General features: G+C 48.2%; 20 protein-coding genes and 1 pseudogene. 16 read left to right on the forward strand and 5 right to left on the reverse strand.

The window, feature by feature from the left end; genetic code table 11:
• The first annotated feature begins 11 nt into the window (after positions 1–11).
• Complete coding sequence (locus ACN0T0_RS05900; RefSeq protein WP_417224185.1) at positions 12–1,583, forward strand: GMC family oxidoreductase; 1,572 nt, start codon at positions 12–14, stop codon at positions 1,581–1,583.
• Between the two features lie 153 nt (positions 1,584–1,736).
• Here the strand turns inward: ACN0T0_RS05900 and ACN0T0_RS05905 are convergent, their stop codons facing one another.
• Positions 1,737–2,717, reverse strand: coding sequence for a LysR family transcriptional regulator (locus ACN0T0_RS05905; RefSeq protein WP_417224186.1), 981 nt, complete (start codon positions 2,715–2,717; stop codon positions 1,737–1,739).
• Between the two features lie 250 nt (positions 2,718–2,967).
• Here ACN0T0_RS05905 and ACN0T0_RS05910 point away from each other — a divergent pair, with 250 nt between their 5' ends.
• From ACN0T0_RS05910 to ACN0T0_RS05975, 14 genes are all read left to right on the forward strand, one after another.
• Positions 2,968–4,176, forward strand: a complete 1,209-nt coding sequence (locus ACN0T0_RS05910) for an aromatic ring-hydroxylating oxygenase subunit alpha (protein ID WP_417224188.1) — start codon at positions 2,968–2,970, stop codon at positions 4,174–4,176.
• Between the two features lie 462 nt (positions 4,177–4,638).
• On the forward strand, positions 4,639–5,814 hold the full coding sequence (gene proV, locus ACN0T0_RS05915) for a glycine betaine/L-proline ABC transporter ATP-binding protein ProV (protein WP_417224190.1): 1,176 nt from the start codon (positions 4,639–4,641) through the stop codon (positions 5,812–5,814).
• Positions 5,815–5,848: 34 nt separating this feature from the next.
• Positions 5,849–6,784 carry a glycine betaine/L-proline ABC transporter permease ProW gene (gene proW, locus ACN0T0_RS05920; RefSeq protein ID WP_417224192.1) on the forward strand — a complete coding sequence of 312 codons (936 nt, stop codon included), beginning with the start codon at positions 5,849–5,851 and terminating at the stop codon, positions 6,782–6,784.
• Positions 6,785–6,834: 50 nt separating this feature from the next.
• Positions 6,835–7,863, forward strand: a complete 1,029-nt coding sequence (gene proX, locus ACN0T0_RS05925) for a glycine betaine/L-proline ABC transporter substrate-binding protein ProX (RefSeq protein WP_417224194.1) — start codon at positions 6,835–6,837, stop codon at positions 7,861–7,863.
• A gap of 106 nt (positions 7,864–7,969) precedes the next feature.
• On the forward strand, positions 7,970–9,304 hold the full coding sequence (locus ACN0T0_RS05930; protein WP_417224196.1) for an MmgE/PrpD family protein: 1,335 nt from the start codon (positions 7,970–7,972) through the stop codon (positions 9,302–9,304).
• Between the two features lie 155 nt (positions 9,305–9,459).
• The gene (locus tag ACN0T0_RS05935; protein WP_417224197.1) at positions 9,460–10,506 is read left to right on the forward strand and encodes a GlxA family transcriptional regulator; all 1,047 of its coding nucleotides are present in this window, start codon (positions 9,460–9,462) and stop codon (positions 10,504–10,506) included.
• 20 nt (positions 10,507–10,526) lie between these two features.
• On the forward strand, positions 10,527–11,477 hold the full coding sequence (locus ACN0T0_RS05940; protein WP_417224199.1) for a GlxA family transcriptional regulator: 951 nt from the start codon (positions 10,527–10,529) through the stop codon (positions 11,475–11,477).
• A 116-nt stretch (positions 11,478–11,593) separates the two neighbouring features.
• On the forward strand, positions 11,594–12,598 hold the full coding sequence (locus ACN0T0_RS05945) for an isopenicillin N synthase family dioxygenase (RefSeq protein ID WP_417224201.1): 1,005 nt from the start codon (positions 11,594–11,596) through the stop codon (positions 12,596–12,598).
• Between the two features lie 706 nt (positions 12,599–13,304).
• Positions 13,305–14,762 (forward strand): betaine-aldehyde dehydrogenase, encoded by a 1,458-nt coding sequence (gene betB / locus ACN0T0_RS05950; protein ID WP_417224203.1) that lies wholly within the window; start codon positions 13,305–13,307, stop codon positions 14,760–14,762.
• A 115-nt stretch (positions 14,763–14,877) separates the two neighbouring features.
• The gene (gene betA / locus ACN0T0_RS05955; RefSeq protein WP_417224204.1) at positions 14,878–16,584 is read left to right on the forward strand and encodes a choline dehydrogenase; all 1,707 of its coding nucleotides are present in this window, start codon (positions 14,878–14,880) and stop codon (positions 16,582–16,584) included.
• A gap of 154 nt (positions 16,585–16,738) precedes the next feature.
• Positions 16,739–17,674 (forward strand): choline ABC transporter substrate-binding protein, encoded by a 936-nt coding sequence (locus tag ACN0T0_RS05960; RefSeq protein ID WP_417224501.1) that lies wholly within the window; start codon positions 16,739–16,741, stop codon positions 17,672–17,674.
• Between the two features lie 149 nt (positions 17,675–17,823).
• On the forward strand, positions 17,824–18,669 hold the full coding sequence (gene choW / locus ACN0T0_RS05965) for a choline ABC transporter permease subunit (RefSeq protein WP_417224205.1): 846 nt from the start codon (positions 17,824–17,826) through the stop codon (positions 18,667–18,669).
• A gap of 2 nt (positions 18,670–18,671) precedes the next feature.
• On the forward strand, positions 18,672–19,880 hold the full coding sequence (gene choV / locus ACN0T0_RS05970; RefSeq protein ID WP_417224207.1) for a choline ABC transporter ATP-binding protein: 1,209 nt from the start codon (positions 18,672–18,674) through the stop codon (positions 19,878–19,880).
• Positions 19,881–20,050: 170 nt separating this feature from the next.
• Complete coding sequence (locus ACN0T0_RS05975; protein WP_417224209.1) at positions 20,051–20,773, forward strand: TorF family putative porin; 723 nt, start codon at positions 20,051–20,053, stop codon at positions 20,771–20,773.
• Between the two features lie 186 nt (positions 20,774–20,959).
• Here the strand turns inward: ACN0T0_RS05975 and betI are convergent, their stop codons facing one another.
• Together betI and ACN0T0_RS05985 are read right to left on the reverse strand one after the other, a co-directional pair.
• Positions 20,960–21,541, reverse strand: a complete 582-nt coding sequence (gene betI / locus ACN0T0_RS05980; protein ID WP_417224211.1) for a transcriptional regulator BetI — start codon at positions 21,539–21,541, stop codon at positions 20,960–20,962.
• Positions 21,542–21,668: 127 nt separating this feature from the next.
• Entirely contained in the window at positions 21,669–22,073 is a 405-nt protein-coding gene (locus ACN0T0_RS05985) for a hypothetical protein (protein WP_417224212.1), read from the reverse strand.
• A gap of 167 nt (positions 22,074–22,240) precedes the next feature.
• On the opposite strand from ACN0T0_RS05985, the gene ACN0T0_RS05990 reads away from it, so the two are divergent.
• Complete coding sequence (locus ACN0T0_RS05990) at positions 22,241–22,420, forward strand: hypothetical protein (RefSeq protein WP_417224213.1); 180 nt, start codon at positions 22,241–22,243, stop codon at positions 22,418–22,420.
• 14 nt (positions 22,421–22,434) lie between these two features.
• On the opposite strand, the gene ACN0T0_RS05995 is transcribed toward ACN0T0_RS05990, so the two are convergent.
• The gene (locus tag ACN0T0_RS05995; RefSeq protein ID WP_417224214.1) at positions 22,435–23,085 is read right to left on the reverse strand and encodes a YceH family protein; all 651 of its coding nucleotides are present in this window, start codon (positions 23,083–23,085) and stop codon (positions 22,435–22,437) included.
• A 390-nt stretch (positions 23,086–23,475) separates the two neighbouring features.
• Positions 23,476–23,889: pseudogene (locus ACN0T0_RS06000) on the reverse strand (hypothetical protein); the annotation flags it as partial.

Consider the following 23,889-nt stretch of genomic DNA (forward strand, 5'->3'; position numbering starts at 1 on the left):
GGATAATAACAATGAAAAAATTTGATCTAAACGATAACAGTGTTGTGGTTGTCATCGGCTCCGGTGCAGGTGGCGGTACACTCAGTAATGAATTAGCACAGAAAGGCATTAACGTCGTCTGTCTCGAAGCAGGTAAGCACCTCGATTTTAAAACTGATTTCGTCAACAAAGAGTGGGAAATGTTTTCCAAAGAAGCATGGCTGGACAAACGCACCGCGTCCGGCGAATGGCGAGTGGCTAAAGACTTTCCTAACCTACCCGCTTGGATCTGTAAAACCGTCGGCGGTTCGACGTTGCACTGGGCAGGCGCCAGCTTGAGGTTTCAAGAACACGAATTTAAAGGTCTTAGCACCTATGGCCATGTTGAGGGCGCTAACCTATTAGATTGGCCTATTACGCTTCAAGATCTAGAGCCTTATTATGATATGGCCGAAGATAAAATGGGCGTCACGCAAACCAACGGCATTCCTGCACTACCCGGCAACAATAACTATAAGGTGATGGAAGCCGGCGCAAAACAGCTTGGCTACAAAGAAGTTCACACCGGACGTATGGCCATCAACTCACAGCCCCGGGATGGCCGAGCATCATGCCGCCAGCTAGGGTTTTGTTTTCAAGGTTGCAGAATGGGCGCGAAGTGGTCAACGCTTTATACCGAGATTCCTAAAGCACAGGCTACCGGCCATTTTGAACTGCGAGCCGAAGCGCATGTATTAAAAATAACCCATGACAAGGCGGGTAAAGTCGACGGCGTGATTTACGTCGATGCTAACGGTCAGCAACACAACCAGAAGGCTCGCGTTGTCTGCGTGGCCGGTAACTCAATTGAAAGCCCACGCCTATTACTCAATTCCGCCAGCGCATTATTTCCAGATGGACTGGCTAACAGCTCAGGTCAGGTAGGCAGAAACTATATGCGCCATGTGACCGGCTCCGTTTATGGCGTATTTGAGAAACCCGTCAATATGCATCGCGGCACCACCATGGCAGGTATTATTCAGGATGAATCCGAACATAACCCAAAACGGGGTTTTGTCGCAGGCTATGAAATGGAAACCATATCACTCGGCCTACCCTTTTTAGCCGCTTTCCTGAACCCAGGTAGTTGGGGCAAAGAGTTTACCGGCGAATTGGACAACTATGAAAATATGGCCGGTATGTGGCTCGTTGGTGAAGATATGCCGCAAGAAACCAACCGTATTACCCTAAACCATGAGGTCAAAGACCAATATGGCCTACCGGTTGCCAATGTTCATGTGACCGATCACCCGAATGATGTTGCCATGCGAGAACATGCTTACAAGCAAGGGGCCGCAGTATATGAATCGATTGGTGCGCTCAATACCATTCGAGTGCCTCCATACCCTAGCACCCACAACCTTGGCACCAACAGAATGAGCCTCAACGCCAAGGATGGGGTTGTTAATGGCTGGGGACAGAGCCACGATATCGATAATCTTTTTATATCCGATGGTAGTCAGTTCACCACCGGGGCGACTGAAAACCCAACCCTCACCATTGTCGCGTTAGCCATTAGGCAATCTGAATACATTGCCCGTGAAATGGCAGCCATGAATATCTAAAGCTCGCTTCACTCGATCCTGACTGATCGCCATTCGGCGCAGTGCTTACTGTGAGACGATTGGTCAGCGATCTAATCTAAGTGACTTCCCCCGATTAGGGGGCTTTTTATCAAAGATGATAGAAAAGTAATTTTGAGTGTTAACTCAGCAACTTTACTCACCCACCCAGGTTTCTTCTGCTTGGATAACCTCCAAAAACCAGTCTCTGAATGAACGAAAAGCGGGGTTATCCTTTCTACTTTCGGAGTAGGTTAAATAATGAAGCTTTTCTCGATAATCCGTATCAAACTCACCGACCCGTACCAGCCAGCCCTGCTCGATCATCGGTTTCACTAACTGATTCCAGCCGAGGCTAACACCTTGATGGTTGAGCACCATCTGAATCAGCATATTGTAATCATTGGCATTGAATACATGCCGACGGCCATCGGCATCATCGGCATCAATGGACACCCCTTGACTAGCCAACCAGACTTCCCAATCAACATGCTCGGCAATCTGCGAACGGCCATAGGGGCTAAGATTGAGTAAAGTGGTATTTAACAAACCATCCAGCGTGACGATATCCGGGTTCTGTTTCAGAAACAGAGGTGAACATACCGGATAGATCAGATCATAAAACAGGGGGATCGAATGATAGCCTTCGCGGGGGTCACTCACTTTATTGATAAAGATATCTGGATGAACACCCGGCTCCATCTGTAAAAAATTATTGGTGGTGACAATATTCACATCAATTTCAGGATGATCCGCAAAAAAACTGGGTAAGCGACTCGATAACCAAAACGCCGAAAAGGCAGGCGAACAACAGATAATAAGTTCCTGTTTACGTTTATCGCTATTTTTAATCCGCTGGGCTGCCTGAGCAATGTTAACGAACGATAGGTAGGCCGCATCATAAAAAATGGTGCCCGCTTCGGTTAGTTCAACGGCTCGACCTGCGCGTTTAAATAAACTAACCCCTAGAGAGGCTTCCAACTCTCTAATTTGACGACTGATTGCCGCCTGAGTAACACACAATGCTTCTGCCGCACGGGTGAAGTTTTGATACTTCGCGGCTGCAACAAAAGACCTAACCGCTCGCAACGACGGCATCTTCACCAAAATCTGATCAGGCTCTACATGTTTAACCATAACGTCAGGTATTCAATTCTCTTAATAAAAAGTCGCTTTATCGGTTTCCCACCCAGCCATAAACTGAGATTAAAAATATAAACAGGTTTCAGTTTACTAACAGCAGTTTAAACCGTGCTGCAGCTTTCGTCACTCAGCCTTACGACACCGGCATGAACGTCAACGACAGCAGCACCAGTGTAACTTCGGCGGCCGATAAAGCCATAACAATAAAAACCTACCGCAGTGTAGGGTCATAGGAACCATAGTAATGACTAGCAAAACCAAAACTCTGGCGCTCATCACTCAACGTAAACCTCGGCACGCACTGACCCGCGAGATCTATCGTGACGAAGAGGTCTATCAGCAAGATCTAGAACAGATCTGGCATAAAGAGTGGATTTTTGCCGGTCATACTTTTGAGATCGAAAAGCCTGGCGAGTATTTGACCATTCAGGTGGGTGATTACCCCGTCGTTATTGTGCGTGACGATCAAAATAATGTGCGCGCCTTTCATAATGCTTGTCGTCATCGGGGTTCGCGCGTTTGCTCTGAAGCCAAAGGTAAAACCGCTAAATTAGTCTGTCCTTACCACAAATGGACGTTCGGCCTCGATGGTAAACTTCTATTCGCGGGTAACATGGGTGAAAAATTCAACAATGATGATCACGGCCTGATGCCGGTACACTGCGAAATCGTCAACAGCTTCATCTATATCTGTGTTGCAGAGCAGGCTCCGGATTTCGAGCAGTTTCGTCAGGATGTTTCCCCCTTTATTGCGCCTCACAACTTAGAAAACTGTAAAGTCGCCCATGAAGCCAACTTGCTTGAAAAAGGCAACTGGAAACTGGTATTTGAAAACAACCGCGAATGTTATCACTGCGACAGCAACCATCCAGAGTTGCTAAATTCATTCGTCGAAAACCTCTCGGTTGCCGGTGTTGGCGGTAGCGATGATCCAGAACTGACCGCTCATTGGGATAAGTGCGAAGCAGCGGGTTTACCAAGTCGTCTAGTGATGGATGAAGCGGGCCAATACCGCATGACCCGCATTCCACTGGCCACCAAAGCGGTGAGTTACACTATGGACGGCAAGCCTGCGGTCAACGGTCGTTTAGATAATACCGATGTTGAAGATATCGGCGCACTGCTCTATTTCAACTACCCATCCACCTGGAATCACTTTTTGGGCGACCATGCGCTGAGCTTCAGGATATTGCCGCTATCCTCCGGCGAGACATTGGTCACCACCAAATGGATCGTACCGAAAGATGCCGTTGAAGGTGTCGATTATGATCTCGACACACTCACCAAAGTTTGGCTGGCCACTAACGATCAGGACCGTCAGCTCGTCGAAGAAACCTTTAGAGGTGTTAGCTCGCCCTCTTATATCCCTGGCCCCTTCTCTGAAGTTGCCGAAAATGGCGTATGCCAGTTTGTTGATTGGTACTGCGACACAATGAAAAGCAAGTTGAGTTAAGTCGCAACTGACCACCACCCAGCCTGTTTCTGCAGGCTGGGTATTTCTGTTTATACTCTTCAAGATAGCCCTCAATACAGTCCTTAAGACAGTCCTTAAGACAGTCCTTCAAAATAGTTCTAAATACAGCACTCGTCATACTCACGCCCTGCATATGACGATAGAGCTGATTCACCCTCTCGCCCCTGCTTTCCCCCATTTTTAGTTATTAATACAGTTTTAAGCTGCATTTTTATCATCACTGATAACCAAACGTTATGGTTTTTACGGAAAATTAGTCGTTGGACGATTTTTCTTAAACCCCTTAACTTAAATGGGGTGAACAACAGAACAATAAGAAAAATGCTGCACCGAAAATTGATCATCGAGACGATCATCTGGCGGTACAGCCATTAAAGGACTGACGGAGACGCTCACCGCAGTTCATAAAGATAACAATCATAAAAATTGATAGAGGGCAGCATGACAGACTCCACAAATATTCTGTCTATCAGAAACGTCTATAAAGTATTCGGCGACCAACCGGATACGGCAATGCAGATGCTCCGTAACGGCGAAAGTAAAGATCAAATTTTTGATAAAACGGGTCAGACGGTCGGTGTTTTCGATGCGTCATTTACCGTTAAGAAGGGTGAAATTTTTGTCATCATGGGCCTTTCAGGCTCAGGCAAATCAACCATGGTTCGGTTGCTCAATCGGCTGATCGAACCCACCGCTGGCACCATTGAGTTAAACGGTAAGGATATTACCGCCCTAGGTGATGCCGACCTGCTGGATGTTCGCCGTAAAGAGATGAGCATGGTGTTCCAGTCCTTCGCACTGATGCCACATATGTCCGTGATGGAAAATGCCGCTTTCGGTCTGGAGATCTCCGGTATCGAACGCCACGAACGCGAACGCAGAGCCCTTGAAGCACTCGAACAGGTGGGCTTAGGTGAACATGGCTCGAGCTTCCCACACCAGTTATCCGGCGGTATGCAGCAACGCGTAGGCTTAGCACGCGCGCTGGCAAATGACCCGACCATTCTTCTGATGGATGAAGCCTTTTCGGCACTCGATCCATTGATTCGCTATGAGATGCAAGGTGAACTGATCCGGCTGCAGAAAGAGCAAGAGCGCACCATTATTTTCATCTCCCACGATCTCGATGAAGCGATCCGTATCGGCGATCGTATCGCCATTATGGAAGGCGGCCGAATTATTCAGGTCGGTACCCCTAAAGAGATTATGAGCAACCCCGCTGATGAGTATGTTGAGACCTTCTTCAAAGGTGTCGATGTCAGTAAGTTTCTTAAAGCCGGCGACATTGCCTGTAAAGAAAGCAGTTGCACCATTCGCATCAATGGCGCTGTACAGCCGTTTAATCCAGCCAATAGCCAGTTTGGTTATCTACTGGATGGCCAGGACAAGTTACAGGGAGTTGTGCCGCTTAACGAGGTTGACGCCTCCGATAGTGTTGATGCCCTACTCTCCCGGCAGGTCAAGCAGCATCAATCCATTTATAGCGACGACATGATCAAAGATGTGATCAAAAAAGTCGCCAATGCTAGCTATCCGGTGCCGGTCATCGCTCGCAACGGTAGTTTCTGTGGTGTGATCTCCAAAGATTTACTGCTGCAAACACTGAGCCACAGCTAATCACTCTTTAATAACAATAATTCGGGGAAGAACTATGTCAGAATTTAACCTGCTAGACCCTTTTCAGTTTCTCACTATCCCGCTGGGTGACTGGGTCGAGAGCATTCTTAACTATTTAGTACAAAATTTTCGTGAATTTTTTCGCGCTATCCGCTGGCCAATTGATCAAGTCTTAGAGTTCTCCGAAGCGATATTACAATCGATTCCACCACTGATCGGTATCATCTTATCGTCACTCTTGGGCTGGCAACTCGCCGGCAAAAAAATGGGGCTATTTTGCGCCGTTACTCTTTTCAGCCTCGGTTTAATCGGTGTCTGGTCGGAATCAATGACCACCCTCTCACTGGTGCTCACCTCACTGTTTTTCTGTGTTGTATTCGGCGTGCCACTGGGCATTCTGTCAGCCCGTAGCGACCGCGTAGAAAGAATCGTCCGTCCGTTGCTCGACGCTATGCAAACACTGCCCGCATTTGTTTATCTAGTGCCGGTCGTCATGCTGTTTGGTATTGGTAATGTGCCCGGCGTATTGGTCACCATCATCTTTGCCCTGCCACCGCTGGTTCGTCTTACTAATCTCGGTATCCGTCAGGTGCCCGAAGATAAGATTGAAGCCGCCCGCGCATTCGGTTGCACACCCAAACAGATGCTCGTGAAGGTTCAGCTTCCCTTAGCCATGCCCACTATTATGGCTGGCGTAAACCAAACCCTAATGCTGTCACTCTCAATGGTTGTTATCGCTTCAATGATTTCGGTCGGCGGGCTTGGGCAGATGGTATTACGAGGTATCGGTCGTTTAGATATGGGGCTGGCAACCGTTGGCGGAGCAGGTCTGGTACTGCTGGCCATCTTCCTTGATCGCTTAACACAGGCAATGGGCGAACGTTCCGATACAAGCAATACCTTGCACTGGTACGAAACCGGTCCCGTTGGTTTTTTCGTGCGTGGCTATCGCAGCATGCAACCCCGCTAATCCGTTAGCTAAATGATACTCAACTTAAAAAAATAAATGAGGATTTAAACATGATCCAGTCACACCTGAAAAAGCTCAACCGCTCTATGGTCAAACTGACCGCAACCGCTGCCCTCGCAGCATTGACCTTCAGTGCGACCAGCCAAGCGGAATCCATGCCGGGTAAAGGCGTTGAAGTCACCCCCATCTTTCCCAGTATTGCCGAAGAACGTTTTCGTGGCGAAATAGCCATTGCCGGATTGGAAGCCCTCGGTTACGAAGTTGAAAAGCCTAAAGAAACCGAATATGCCACCATGATGCTGGCGCTGTCTTATGGTGATGCAGACTTCAGTGTACACATGTGGGATATCCTCCATGACAGCTTTTATCAAAAAGCCGGTGGCGATAAGTACATGGTTAAAGCAGGGGATATCATTCCCGGTGTTTTACAGGGTTACCTGATCGATAAAAAGACCGCCGATAAATACAACATCACCAAGCTGACCGATCTTCAAAAGCCGGAGATTGCCAAACTATTCGATGCCAACGATGATGGCAAAGCCGATCTAACCGGTTGTAACCCCGGTTGGGGCTGTGAACTGGTGATTAACCATCATATGAAAGCCTATGATTTAGAAGACACCGTTAGCCACAATCAGGGATCTTACTTTGCCTTAATGGCCGATACTATTACCCGTTATAAAGAAGGGCAGCCAGTATTCTACTTCACTTGGGTTCCACAATGGATCGCTGGTGTACTGGTAGAAGGTGAAGATGTTGTTTGGTTGGAAGTGCCTTACACCTCACTCCCCGATGGCAACAACGATGTTAACACCAGTTTCGAGGGTAAAAATCTTGGTTTTGCTGTCGATCAGGTGAAATCTGTCTTGAATCGCGAATTCGCTGAAGAAAACCCAGTCGCCACTAAGTTCCTATCATTGGTACAGATCTCGGCTGGCGATGAAAGCGCACAAAACTTGAAGATGCAAAATGGTGAAAAATCCGTTGCTGATATCAAGCGTCATGCGCACGACTGGATTGCCGCTCATCAAGCTAAGTTTGATAGCTGGTTAGCTGCTGCCCGCGCCGTGGCAAAATAATCTCACCCTACGCTAAACAAAGGCACTTTCGAGAGACGCTTTCGAGAAGCACTTTCGAGTGCCTTTTTTACACTCTACTGAGTCTTTATCAGCAGGATTACTTGTCATGAATTTGTATCACTTTGTGCAAACGCTGAGTTTTTCTAACCTACCTGAAGCAACCCGTCACCGTGTCAGCACCTCATTGCTGGATATCATTGGCGTGCTAGCGGGCGCCATCAATAACCAAACCAGCCAGAACATCCGCAACTATGCCCAACAACACTACCCTGGCGTCAATCATAGCGCTCGACTACTGTTTGACGGACGTTCAGTGCATCCTCTCGGTGCAGCCTGGGCCGGTGGTTTCAGTGCCGATAGTTTAGACGCCCACGAAGGCCATTTCACCTCTAAAGGTCATGCTGGAGCGACGGTCGTACCCGCCCTACTGGCACTGGCTGATGCCTATCGTCAGCAGGGTCATGAGATCAGCGGTGAAACTTTCTTATCCGCGTTGACCGTGGCCTATGAAACCGGACTGCGTGCCGGTGTTGCACTGATGCACAACGCCCCTGTCTACCATGCATCGGGAGCATTTTCCGGGATCGGCGTGGTGTGCGGCGCAGCCCGTCTATTGAACTTAGATGAAGACACCTTTATACACGCATTGGGAATCGCCGAATACTTTGGCCCACGCTGCCCAATGATGCGTTTAGTTGATTTTCCATCCAACCTGCGCGATGCCCATGGTGCGGGGGCCTATGCCGGTCTTAATGCCGTTTTTATAGCGCAATCGGGTATTACCGGCGCACCAGCAGAAACCGTTTCCGACGACACGATCGCCCACTGCTGGGATGACCTAGGTGAACGCTGGGAGATCGATGCCCAATACTTTAAGCCTTGGCCCGTATGCCGCTGGGCACAGCCATCACTAACCGCCGTTACAGAATTACTTAACGAGCATCCAGAGATTAACGGCGACAGTATCAATAAGATCAAAATTGAAACTTTTCACGAGTCGATGCGGCTCCAAGGGCATTTCCCGCGCAATGCCGATGAAGCGCAATATGGGCTGGCCTTTCCGGTCGCCGCCTTAATTGCCAGGGGTCAGGTAGGCCCGTCTGAAGTAACCGGGGACGCTATCTTTGCCGATGATATTCTAGCGATCAGTGGCAAGATCGAGATTAAAGAAGCGGCTGACCTGTCTGCACGGTTTCCGCAAGAGATCCTGTCTCGCGTTACCCTAACGCTGAAAGACGGTCGCTGTTTCACTAGTCCGATCACCCAGGCCAAAGGTGATCCAAACACACCGATGAGTGACCTCGAGTTTAAAGAGAAGTTTGCCCGACTCGCCGGTGTTAACCTTGACCTAGCCCGATGCCAGCAGATAGTGGCCGCGGTTGAACAATTGGACAATACCCCACACTGCAACACGCTCTTCAATCTTATTATGCAACCCTAAAAACGGTGGCTGGAACGTTTTTCCAACCACCCACAACCCGTTGATAAAGCGAGATAAAAAGCCGTTAAGGTCGCAATGACTACATCTATTGTTAAAAATAACAGTACAATTACCTCCTTAAACGGCCCATCTTTTCATCTATAGAGACGCGATCAATGACAGACTCACCGACCAAACGAGACTTCAGCAAAGCGATCAGTGATACCAACAAGGTATTTTTAAACGAAAATAACGCTGAGCAACAGCTGGTTAAAGTCGGTTTCATTCTGCAGAAAAACTTTTCGATGGTGGCCTTTACTGGGGCGGTCGATGTGCTGGTAACCGCCAACCTCGTACTGCCGGGGCAGCGCTTTGATTATATGACCCTCGGGATCGATTCCCGTATGGTCACCAGTGATCTGGGTATCGATATCGCCACCGGCGGCACCATTGAAACCCTGCCTATTCAACATCGTAATGAGCTGGACATACTGGTTGTCTGCGGCGGTTTTCGCTGCTCACTGGCCCCCAATGCAAAACTTACCACCTGCCTAAGAGCGGCTGATAAACTGGGCATCACCTTGGCTGGCCTATGGAACGGCGCCATTCCACTGGCCCATGCGGGCCTAATGACACAACAAGCGTGTGCCGCCCATCCAGACAACCATGCTTATATGCGCGAACAGTTCCCTAATACCAAGGTGTCCGACAAAACGCTGGTGATTGGTGAAAAACGCGCCACCTGTGCTGGACCCGTGAGCGCCCTAGAGATGATGCTGAAACTGATTGCCCAACGGCAAGGTAATGACATTGTTCGTGCCGTAAGAGAGATTCTGAGCTGCGATCAGGTTGCCGAAAATCAAGAATCAATTCCGTTACAGGTCGGTGATAACCCAACCTTTCCAGAAACGCTGCGAAACATCATGGTATTGATGCGTAATAATATCGAAGAGCCTCTCAGCCTTGAAGAACTGGCTGATTGTATCGATATCTCCCGCCGCCAGATGGAACGTCTGTTTCAATCATACTTAGAAACCAGTCCATCACGCTATTATTTGGAACTACGGATCACCCATGCCCGCCGCTTGTTGCTACAGAGCAATGAGAGTATTACCAATGTGTCACTAGCCTGCGGTTTTGTCAGTACGAGTCATTTTAGCAACTGCTTTAAAGACTATTTCGGTTTATCACCCAGCGCTGCTCGACAAAAGCAGAATAGCTGAGCATAAAGAGAGGTGCGGCCTTGAGTATCCATGTTAGCTTTATACTACTGCCAGGGTTCGCCCTAACCTCCTTTTCACTGGCGATTGAAGCCCTTAGCGTTGCCAATCAACTCCGTGGTGAAGCGCTTTATGAATTCACTATCTGTTCACCTGAAAGCAGCCCTCACCTCAACCATATTATCAGCTCTAATGGTGTACCCGTTGAGGTCACGGCAAGTTTAGATAGCTGCTACCAAAGCGATCTTGTCTTTATTGCCGGCTATCAACATTGCGCCCGCTATCACAACGAAGCGTTAACCCATCTGCTCAAACAATTAAACCGACAGGGTCGTCGAATTGTCTCGTTGAGTAGCGCCAGCTTTATTCTTGCAAAATGTGGTTTATTACAGGGTAAGAGCTGCACCTTAGTGCCTGAACATTTGAATATTTTTGCTGAGCTTTACCCGCAGATTGCTCTGCAGGAAAACCTATATACGGTCACCGATAACATTTTCACCAGTGCCGGTGGCACTGCCACTCTCGACCTGATGCTCTACCTTATCGGGCAAGATCAGGGACGCGATTTTATTTATCAAGTCTCGCAGCAATTTATGCAAGAAAGAGTCCGTAGTAGTGCTGAGATGCAGACCACTTGCCAGCAAGTCAGCTTGCGAATTAAATCACCCAGCTTAGGGGCGGCGGTCGAACTCATGAAGAAACACCTTGATAACCCCTATCCCATTGCCACACTGGCCAAGCGGATAGGCACGACGCAGCGCAATTTAGAAATGGTGTTCCAAAAATATGAACAAACAACCCCCGGCCGTTACTATATTCAACTGCGTTTACAGCAAGCCAAACAGTTACTGGAAGAAAGTCACCTGAATCTCAGTGCCATTGCTCAGGCCACCGGATTCAGTTCACAAAGCCACTTTGGCAAATGCTTTAAAGAACGCTACGGCTGTTCCCCCTCGGCCCTTAGAAAACATTAATTTCTCGCTTTTACACGCTATTATTTCGCTTTGGTGATAGTTCATACACCCCTTCATCACTGACACTTAAGATCACAGAAAAAAACAATTCAGACCATCATTTTAGGGGTGATATCGTGTCTACTGCAGCCGCCATTCAAATCGATCCAGCACTACAAAGTAAAACCACAACCTTCAACGAAATACCGGTCATCGATATAGCACCACTGATCGATGGCAGTAACCCTCAGCAAGTCGCCGAACAACTGGCCTTTGTCTGTGAACATGTCGGTTTCCTCTATATCAAAAATCACGGTATTGATAAGCAGCTTATCTCACAGATGTATGCACAAACAAAAGCCTTCTTCGATCGCCCCATGGAAGAGAAGCAGAAACTCAATATTATTCATTCAGGGCCAACATTACGCGGCTATATTCCCATGTATGGTGAAAATGTAGATCCAGACAATACCCGTGATTATAAAGAAGTCTTTGATTTTGGCTTGCACGAGAATAAGGTCTCGCCCTTCTTCGGCCCAAACCTTATGCCCGAAAATGACCCCGACGGTTTTCGCATCATCACCGAACAATACCATCAAGCCATGATGACGCTAGGGCGAACCTTAGTCAGTGGTATCGCATTAAGCTTAGGCCTACCGGCTGATTATTTTGAAAAGCTACAACAAAACCCCATCACCATTCAACGCTTACTCCACTACCCTCCGCAGGCAGGCGCGGTGAGTCAGCGCGAGATTGGTATCGGTGCACATACCGATTATGGCTTTCTCACCATACTGTCGCAGGATAATGTTGGCGGACTTCAAGTACAGAATGCCCATGGCGAATGGATCAGTGCGCCCCCAATTGACGATACCTTTATTGTTAATATTGGTGATCTAGTGCAAACGTTTACCAATGACCGTTATATCTCTACGCTTCACCGAGTGGTTAACACCAGTGGCCAAGAACGCTACTCAATCCCCTTCTTCATGGATCTGGATTTCAATGCTGAAGTGAAAGTGATTGATCAATGTCAGGGGGTAGATAACCCACCACGCTATCAGCCCTATACCTGTGGACAACATAAGTACCGCCGCTTTGTTGATAGCTATGAACACCTTAATGACTATCAAGCACACTGATCGATAGGCATAAATCAGGGCCGGTCCGCTTTTTAAGCGGACTCGCCCGACGTTGATGTGAGCCAAGCATGGTCGAGCGGCTCACATCTCAAACCGTTAGCATCGATCACTCCAGAGCTATCATACAACTTCCAGACTCTCTATCCCTTATCGATAAGCCATCCAGATAAGCCGTCCAGATAACCCTCTCATTGAGACTGACGATTAAGCCCGAATGTTAACGCCAGAGCATTCAGCAACGTCTTCGCCCAGATATTCAACGATAAGTCGCAGTTAAAAACCGTCAAACGACATGAATCAGAAACGACATATCCCCTAATAGTCAATATACCGGCGTTAAAATCACTGACCATTCACGTCATGAAAATATCTTTTTGCGACATTTCGCCTCTATCAGCTAAAAATCAACCCAAAAACCTAAATAAATTTATTTCTTTAAAATCATACATTTATTTTAAAAATAACGACTGCTGTTTAAAAAAAACACACTCACTTATTGTCGATTAAAAAATTTAAGTTCTAAAAACGACACTTTTCACTTTTGACATTTGCTCACTAAATAGCCAGTATTATTTTTAATTAAACGATCAATCAATAAAAAATGATCGTCCCTGACAACGCTAACAACAGCCTTTTTCACCGGGTTCGTTGTACATAACCAATGCCTGTCCCCATTAATGGCATCGTATAAGCGAGACTAAGCCCCATGCAAACAGCTCTATATATTAACGGTCGCTATCAAAACGCGACCTCCGGCGAAACCTTTAACAGCATCAACCCAGCCACGGGTGAGGTGCTTGCCGCGGTGCAACAGGCTTCTCTCGCCGATGTTGATCTAGCCGTTACCGCCGCCCAAGCGGGCTTCAAGGTGTGGTCGGCAATGAGTGGGGCCGAACGGGGCCGAATTCTTATGCGCGCAGTAGCTATATTACGTGAACGTAACGATGAGTTAGCTTTGCTGGAAGTGCTCGACACCGGGAAACCACTGCAAGAAGCTAACTGTGTTGATATCGCCACCGGCGCGGATGTGATCGAATATTACGCGGGATTGGCAGCAACCATTCATGGACAACAACAGGATCTAGGCGGCACAAACTTCTTTTATAGCCGTCGCGAACCGCTCGGCATCTGTGCCGGTATCGGTGCATGGAACTACCCTATTCAAATTGCGATGTGGAAATCAGGCCCAGCGCTCGCTGCCGGTAACTGCATGATTTTTAAACCCTCAGAAGAAACGCCGCTGAGCGTACTTAAACTGGCGGAGATCTTTAGCGAAGCGGGCTTGCCCGATGGCGTGTTTAATGTTGTGCAGGGTGATTATCGTGTCGGCCAAGCACTATCCCGCCACCCTGATATTGCCAAAGTATCCTTCACCGGTGAATGCGGTACGGGCAAAAAAGTGATGGCCGATGCTGCCGGATCACTCAAAGAGGTCACCATGGAGCTAGGCGGTAAATCACCTCTGATTGTGTTCGCCGATGCCGATATTGACAATGCCGTCGCCGGTGCCATGTTGGCGAACTTTTACACTCAGGGCGAGGTGTGCACCAATGGTACGCGGGTATTCGTCCACGAGAGTATCTATGATGAGTTTGTCAGTAAGATCGCTGCTCGTACCGAGCGAATGATTATTGGCGATCCTACTGACCTCAATACTCAGGTCGGCGCGCTGATCTCAACAGACCATATGGAAAAAGTGCTGGGGTTCATCTCTGCGGCTAAAGCAGCCGGTGCCCGCCTAGTATGCGGTGGTGAGCGGGCCACTGAAAACGGCCTTGAGAAAGGCTGCTTTGTAAAACCAACCGTGTTTGCCGACTGTACCGACGAGATGCCAAATGTCAAAGAGGAGATCTTCGGACCGGTGATGTCGATTCTGCGCTTTAGCGACGAAGATGAGGTTATCCAGCGGGCCAACGATACCGAATACGGACTAGCAGCCGGGGTTTTCTCAACAAATTTCTCCCGTGCCCATCGAGTCATTGCACGCTTGCAAGCAGGTATCTGCTGGATCAACACCTGGGGTGCCTCACCTGCCGAAATGCCGGTTGGAGGTTATAAACAATCCGGCGTCGGGCGCGAAAACGGCATTGAAACACTTAACCACTACACCCAAGTCAAAAGCGTCTATGTTGAGTTGGGTGATGTCGAGTGCCCTTACGCATAGCGCTTATCCATCGTTTTTAAAATCGTCCTTTTAAACAGGAAGGACGTCTCGAGACGATGAAATTGCATGGCACCGAGTGGCCAGTATGTTCAGCTTATTTTTCAGCGGTAGACCTATGACAGATAAAAAACAGTACGATTACATCATTGTTGGCGCAGGTTCAGCCGGTTGCGTTCTTGCTAACAGACTGACTGAAGATGGCACACACAAGGTACTGATCCTCGAAGCGGGCGGTAGTGATAAAAGCATCTTTATTCAGATGCCTACTGCCCTCTCTTACCCCATGAACACCCCCAAGTATGCTTGGCAATTTCACAGCGAGAACGAACCGCACCTCGGTTATCGTTCGATGCACTGCCCTCGGGGAAAAGTGCTCGGTGGCGGCTCATCGATTAATGGCATGGTTTATGTTCGTGGTCACGCCTGTGATTTCGATGAATGGGAAGCACAGGGCGCCCAAGGCTGGGGTTATCAGCAATGTCTGCCGTATTTCAAAAAAGCTGAAAGCTGGGATCACGGCGGCGATCAATATCGTGGTTCCACCGGCCCGCTAACCACCTGCGGTGGTAATGATATGCAACTCAACCCCCTCTATCAGGCATTTATTGATGCAGGGAAAGATGCCGGCTACCCCACCACTGACGATTACAATGGTTATTGTCAGGAAGGTTTTGGCGCGATGCATATGACCGTGAAGAACGGTGTCCGGGCATCGACGGCAAATGCTTACCTACGTAACGCCCTAAAACGCAGTAACTTGACGCTGCTCAGCGGTGTATTGACCCGCAAGGTGGTTATGGATAGTAAACGTGCCGTCGCCGTCGTATATGAACAAGATGGCCAAATCACCGAAGTCAGCGCATCTAAAGAGATTATTCTTGCAGCGGGTTCCGTCGGTTCACCTCAACTGCTGCAACTGTCCGGTATCGGTCCAGAAAAAGTGCTTCAAGACGCTGGCGTTGAGGTGATACACGACCTACCCGGTGTTGGCGAAAACTTACAAGATCATTTGGAAGTCTATTTCCAATATCACTGCAAGCAGCCCATCACCCTAAACGGCAAACTGGATTTAATCAGCAAAGGGTTGATCGGCGCCCGATGGATGCTATTTAAAGATGGCCTAGGAGCAACCAATCACTTTGAGTCTTGTGGTTTTATCCGTTCGAGAGCCGGGCTGAAATGGCCCAATGTGCAGTATCATTTTCTTCCTGCCGCGATGCGTTACGATGGCGGCAAAGCAATTGATGGACATGGTTTCCAGGTGCATGTCGGGCCTAACAAACCCGAAAGCCGTGGCCGAATTCGAATAACATCTGCCGACCCTAAAGCAAAACCGAGCATCCTGTTTAACTACATCAGTACCCCACAGGATAAACAGGACTGGCGCGATACGATCCGTCTCACCCGTGAGCTTCTGAATCAACCGGCCATGGATGCTTATCGCGGCGAAGAGATTCAGCCCGGCACTGACATTGAATCCGATGAAGCGATTGATCAGTGGGTGCGGGAAAACGTAGAAAGCGCCTACCACCCATCCTGTAGCTGTAAGATGGGGGCGGATAACGACCCGATGGCTGTACTGGATAATCAGTGTAAAGTCCGAGGAATCGAAGCGCTGCGGGTGGTTGATTCATCAATCTTTCCCACCATACCCAATGGCAACCTCAACGCCCCAACCATTATGGTGGCCGAAAAAGCAGCAGACCTCATTCTCGGTAAGCAGCCATTACCCGCGGCCCATGTTGATGTCTGGATTGATGATGAATGGCAAAATCATCAACGTCTAGGTAACGCCAAAAGGCCGCTCATAAACGCTCATTAATCGACACCGGCAGAATATTGTTCTGCCTTGCTGCACAGGGACTGTTGCAGCGTTCAAAGAAACACAACAGAAGAGAACACTAGCGCATCTAATTTAATGACAACAAAGGTATTCACGCATGAATGTACAACGGAAAAACACCAGTTCAACACCGATGCTTAACCGCTTCACTCGCGTATTAGGGCTTACCGTCGCCAGCCTAACAGCCTCCACCGCCTTTGCTGGACAGTGCGATAACATTCGTTTCTCAGATGTCGGTTGGACCGATATCACCGCCACCACCGCCGTCGCAAGCGAGGTTGTTACTGGCCTAGGTTACACCCCATCGACCCAACTGTTGTCCGTACCCGTCACCTACACCTCATTAGCCAATGGTGATATCGATGTCTTTCTGGGTAACTGGATGCCAACCATGGAAGCGGACATCGCCAGCTACCGTGAAGCAGGCACCGTTGAAACCGTTCGCGCTAACCTAGAAGGGGCAAAATATACCCTAGCCGTGCCAAAATATGCTTATGACGCTGGTCTAAAAAGCTTTGCCGACATTGCCAAATTTAAAGACCAATTGAAAGACCGTATCTACGGGATTGAACCGGGCAACGACGGTAACCGTCTAATCCAGAGCATGATCGATGATGATGCCTTCGGTCTAAAAGGCTTCAAGCTGGTTGAATCCAGTGAAGCGGGTATGATCTCCCAAGTCAGCCGTTCGGCAAAACGTGAGCAATGGGTTGTTTTCCTCGGCTGGGCACCACACCCGATGAACGCCAATATTGATATGGAATACCTGTCCGGTGGCGACGACTTCTTTGGGCCAAACTATGGTGGCGCCAGTGTGTATACCAATGTACGACAAAACTATACCCAAGAATGCCCGAATGTCGGCCATCTACTGAAAAACCTGTCATTTAGCTTGGAAATGGAAAATCAGATCATGGGCTCCATTTTGGATGATGGTATGAAGCCTGCTGCCGCGGCCCGCGCTTGGTTAAAAACCCACCCTGAAGCACTGAACAACTGGCTTGACGGTGTCACCACACTGGATGGCAAAGCGTCATTGCCTGCTGTGCGCCAATATTTAGAACTTTAACACGCTGGGTCTGTAACACCTGCAACACTCTTCAAGCCCTATCGGATTAAGTATCAGCATACTTAATCCGATAGTCAGGTGATCTTTACCCGTCGGTATTCACAACGCTAACCTGAATATCGGCAACCCAACTATAAAAAGGCAGTCGTATGAACTGGATTACAGAACATAAAATCCCTCTGGGTAGCTGGATGGAAGCTTTTGTCGACTGGCTGACGTTTAATGCAGCTGGATTCTTCGATGCTATTTCGATATCCCTCGAGTGGTTGATCCTCTCGGTGGTGGATATTTTTCAGTGGTTCCCACCCTATGTGCCGATGATCATGGCAGCAGCGGTTGCTTGGGCGATACACCGCAGTATTCCACTGGTGATCTTTGTCGTGGTTGCACTGCTATTAATTCTCAATTTAGGTTATTGGCAAGAGATGCTAGAAACCTTTGTGCTGGTGTTAACCGCCACCACCATTTCGGTCGTAGTCGGTATTCCTATCGGTATCTTGGCTGCACACAACCCGAGACTCTACACCTATCTGCGGCCCATCTTGGACATGATGCAGACTATCCCCACCTTTGTTTACCTAATTCCAACCTTGGTACTGTTTGGCTTAGGTGTGGTACCGGGACTGATCTCTACCATTATTTTTGCCATCGCCGCACCGATCCGACTCACCTATTTGGGTATCAGCAAAGTACCGGACGACCTGATCGAAGCGGGTAAAGCCTTTGGTGCGACGCCGTCGAAACTACTGTTTAAAGTCGAACTACCGGCGGCGATGCCAAGCATTATGGCGGGCATCACCCAATGCATCATGCTGTCGCTATCCATGGTAGTCATTGCAGCATTGGTCGGCGCAGATGGTTTAGGCAAACCAGTCATTCGAGCACTCAACACTGTGAATATTTCACAGGGATTTGAGGCGGGCCTCGCAATTGTCTTGGTGGCGATCATCCTCGATCGTATCTTTAAAAATCCCGGTTCTAAAGAGGAAGGCTAAATATGTCGGCTATCAGTATTCGTAATTTAGATGTGGTATTCGGCGACAGTGTCGAAGCCAGCCTAACGCTACTGGATCAGGGTAAAACTCGTCAGGAGATCATCGACCTAACGGGCAGCGTTGTCGGTGTTCATAACGCCAATATCGAGGTCGCTGAAGGCGAAATCTGTGTTCTGATGGGCCTTTCCGGCTCAGGTAAATCGAGCCTGCTGCGGGCCGTCAACGGCTTAAACCCTGTAAGCCGTGGTGATTTGCTGGTGCAAGATGGCGATCAAATGGTCGATATCGGCTCTTGCGATGAAACAACCTTGCGCCATATGCGTACCCGTCGTGTCTCAATGGTATTTCAAAACTTCGCCTTGATGCCCTGGTTAACCGTGTTGGATAACGTCGCTTTTGGTCTAGAGATGCAAGGGATGGGCAAACAAGCACGTCGCGCCAAGGCGATGGAAAAACTAGAAATGGTTGGACTACATGAGTGGAGCGATAAATATGCTCATGAGTTGTCCGGCGGTATGCAGCAACGGGTTGGTCTTGCCAGAGCCTTTGCCATGGACAGCGACATCTTACTGATGGATGAACCCTTTTCGGCGCTAGACCCTCTGATTCGTAGCCAACTTCAGGATGAGCTGATTGAGTTACAGCAGCGGTTGAATAAAACCATCCTGTTCGTCAGCCATGATTTGGATGAAGCGCTAAAGATCGGCACAAACATCGCCATTATGGAATCTGCAGAGATTATCCAACATGGCAAACCAGAAGATATCGTGCTCAACCCCGTGAATACCTATGTGGAAAACTTTGTCGCCCACACCAACCCTCTCAATGTTCTCAAAGGCCGCTCGCTTATGACCGAGGCGGCAACACTAGAACGCCTTGACGATATGTTGATACTAAGTCGCAATGACAACACCCGCATCAGCGTCGATGGTTCAGGGCAAGTATCCTCAGCCCTGCGTCAAGATAAACCGCTAGTGTTACATCATTGGCAAACGGGGCAAGAGATTGAGCAGCTAACGGAGGGAATGCTGGTCATTGCCACCCCTGAGATATCGATGCGCGATGCGATAGAGATCCGCTACCACACAGGGCTCCCGGTATTGCTCAACGAGCAGGACCGCCTGGTTGGCGTTCTTTCCGACAAAGACTTCTATCATGCCCTGCTGGGCAAACACTTCACCACAACAGAAGCCGATGCAATGGACCGCTAACCCAAACAGATAAAACGGCACGCTGACCCGCACCACGTTCAATCGTTTAAAACGCTGTTTAGTCACTACCTGATCCGTCAGGTAGCGACCAAGCGCGCGCTAAATTCGGCAAAATACAGCTGAACAGTATAAAGATAACGACAAAACCCTTTTAATCTCGGAGATTTAACATGTTGAAAAAAGCACTCTATACCGCTCTGGTTGCCTCATCCGCCAGCTTTGCATTACCGGCTCAAGCAGATGTTTCAGCCACCGTCTCACTGGTATCTGACTACGTCTATAACGGTGTTAGTAGCACCGATGGTGATGCGACTCTGCAAGGCAGTGTCGATTGGTATAACGATGCCGGTTTCTATGTCGGAGCCTGGGCTTCAGGCTTAGATGATGTTGGCTACAGTACCGCTGAAGTCGAGATCGATTATTACGCAGGCTATGCCGGCAGTATCAATGACGACTTCGGCTTTGATGTAGGCTATGCCTTCTATACCTACCCCGGTGCCAACGATGCCGGCGGAGAGTTCGATTACGGTGAACTCTATGGCGCCATTACCTATAAAGAAAACACCTCCGCTAAAGTACTCTATTCTGATGATTATTTCGGTGAAGTTGGTAACTCAATCGTTATCACCCTGAGCCATACCATCAACCTGCCAGCAGGCTTTGCACTGACGCTGGACGCTTCGCACACCAAATTATTAGAAGACGGTGGAGACTACTATTTCGGTTCTAATGTCGATGACGATTCCTACAATCATTGGGGTATCTCTGTCTCTAAATCTCTTGCAGGATTTGATCTAGCGCTAGGTTATACCGACACGGATATCGAAGATAACTACTGGGGTGACACCGCTGATGCACGGGCAGTCTTTAGCATCAGCCGTACGTTTGAATAAACCTACCAAGAATACGGCAACGTAGATATAAAAGCCTATAAGCGCCGTGCGTGCTTTATATTGAAGCCAAAAAAAAAGCCCTAATTAACGCTGGGGCTTTTTATTCAACGCACCTAAAGCTACGCCATTTTATCAAATACTTACGAATTCAACTCGAAGTACGACACACAAAAACGTGCAAAGTTATCAGACTAACTGACGTGTTAAATAATCAGAAATCATTCGCTGCGCCAATTCAGCATTAATACCCTCAGGCGACAACGCGCCTCGCAACCAGATACCATCGATCAATGCCGCAATCCCCTGCGCGACAAAAATCGCTTTCTCCGCAGGCAATAACTTTTTTAACTCTAGTTGCAGATAGGAAAGCAGCCGCTTTTCGTTAACGCGCTGTAAGCGAAACAGCGCGTCATCGTGCATCGATTGAGACCAGAATGCCAACCAGGTTTTTACAACTTTACTCTCCATCTGATCCGACGAAAAATTACCGCCAACGATCGCCTGAATCCGCAATACCGCATCATCGGGGTCGGTGTTTTGTAAACGGGTTTTAACGCCTTCGGAAAGTTGTTTCAAAACTGAGCGCATCGTCGCTTCAAGCAAACCACTTTTGCCACCAAAATAATGGTTAATAATGGCGGGGGATACGCCGGCATAACTACTGATCATCACTACACTGGCTTTATGTAAACCCACCGCATTAATCGCATCCATCGTGGCATTGATTAACTGTGGCTTTCTTATTTCAGACATTCCCACTTTAGGCATTAATCGAAATCCGTATACTTAAATAGTCGTTTAATTAAAAATGCTCTTCTGACCCTAGACTGTCAACCCATAATCAGGCGCTATCACCGCTAACAGACAGAAATAAGTAATGATCTACCAAAGTGAGTTACGGTTTAAGCGGCAATAACTTTTTAACTTGCGCCTGTTCCGAGGCACTCAGCTCACCGTAAGGTTTCAAATAGGGCCAACCATAACCCCAGCGAAACTGAGTCGGCCAAAAAGGACTGCCACCCACTCTGACGCCCGCCAGCATTAATAGAGCGACTTCCGGCTTACCAACATCAGCCACACAGGCTTTTAACGCCTTATCCGCCTCTAGGCGCTGTTGATAAGTACCGCCTTGCCAGTAAGCTAAATCATGTTGCTCACAACAGGAAAGCCAAAGCGTATTCTCAGCCCGAGTGCCATTAGGGAACGAGCTGCAGCCATCACTGGTAAAGGGTTTCAATTCTTCGCTGCCGGAACACCCGGACAACACCGCCATCAAGACCAACACCATCAGATGCCTCATCCTTGAAATCTCCTTTCGCTAAATTAATTAACCGCACCAAGCCAATGTATGAATAAGAATAGCCCCACTTGAGTCTAACGCTCGTTTAATTGGCTGTTTTTTGAGCAAAGCAAGAAATATTGCCTATACTTCGGTATCCCTGAACTAACAACCAGCGAGCAATTAAGATGAAACCCCTGCGTCAACGAAATATTCCTAAGCCACCTGCCGCCCATGAAACCCACGAATCTATTCGCCAACAAACTCACCAGTTTTTACAACAAGGTGGCGTGGTGACAGAGGTGCCATCCGGGTTTAGCGGCATCCCACACATGCAGAGTGCGCGGCAAAAAGACAATAACCACTAAGCAGAAAACATTATTTAGTCCGCCAGTTTTGCCTGTAACTCAGCAACGGTTGCTTCAAGTGTGGCGAGACGCTCTTCCAGCGCTTGGATCGTATCGGGACTCACTCGGATATTTTGCGCTGGTGCGTTATATTCCGCTGGATCAGCGGCTTCCACTGTCCCACTGAACAAATGAGCATAACGAGATTCCCGCTTACCCGGCTCTCGCGGCATACGCACCACCAGCGGATACTCTTCCCGTTCACTCATTTTTTGCAACACAGTCTCTGTTTCATGCACATCACGAAAACTGCATAAACGATTGGTACGACTACGCAGTTCGCCGGGGGTTTGTGGTCCCCGCAGAAACAGCGTACAGATAATCGCCAGCTCTTGTTCACTTAGCTTCAATTCAGAAAATTCGGTATTACAAAAACGGTGTTTATATTTCGCGACCCGACTGCCAAAGCCGGTTTCTTCACGCACCAGACGCTTCTGACTCAACTCATCAATCACCGTCTGCACATCCGTATCCGACAGATCCATCACCGGATCACGATTACTTTTCTGATTACAGGCCGTAGTCAAAGCGTTCAGCGTGAGAGGATACTGATCCGGCGTGGTTTTCTCTTTCTCAATCAGACAACCAATCACTCGGGTTTGCAAAAGACTCAGATCCATATCCATGTTCTACCCTCATTCAGTAAATTATTAGCACTTTCATAAGGTTACCCTATTTCCAGCAAATGGCATCCAAATAGTTTGAAATACTCAGTTCTTGAAGAAGGAGGTTCTTAAAGAAAGTTCCTAAAGAAGGACATTTAAAAAAGGACAGGCGCTTCTTATCTTAAAAAAGGACAGGCGCTTCTTATCTAAATTATTATGAAGGACAGGCTCGCTTAAAAAAATCAATAAACCATTGAATTAGTATTCAGATATTTATATCTGATGGGTTTACGTTTCGGGTTAGTAACTTAAAAATCAACCCCATAATCGGGTGTTATCCGAAATTTTCTGATGTTGGAGCCTCAGTACAATAACTGATCATTAATTAGCAAAGATAGCTTTTGGTGAGCCTTAAGCAGTCAGCCTTGACCGTCGCTTAGGTCGTCTTTTGGCTGCAAATTTCTTCGGATAGAGTTGTTCAAATTCAGTAGCGTTGCTCAGCCAACGTTGTGGGTCAATTCTCAGACGTTCGAGGATAGGAGGGTGATGCAGTGGGATAGCACCTCGTTTGTTATTTCTAACCACACGGCCGGTGCTGTCGACCAGCTCGAGGTAGTCTTTTAAACAGCATGAAATGCCCATCTCTTCATCACTCTTGATGCACTCTTCAAATACTGCAAGGGGTTTAATTGGGTGGTTAAAATACTGTAGTGACTTCTGTTCTTGTTGTGATGTAATCGCGTCATGCTGATTAAATTTTGATTTGATTCGTTCTTTAATACTGGTATGTGCTGAATCTTCCGGCGTTTCTGCTATTCCGGATCG

This window comes from Amphritea sp. (assembly GCF_048266285.1).
Taxonomy (GTDB): Bacteria; Pseudomonadota; Gammaproteobacteria; order Pseudomonadales; family Balneatricaceae; genus Amphritea.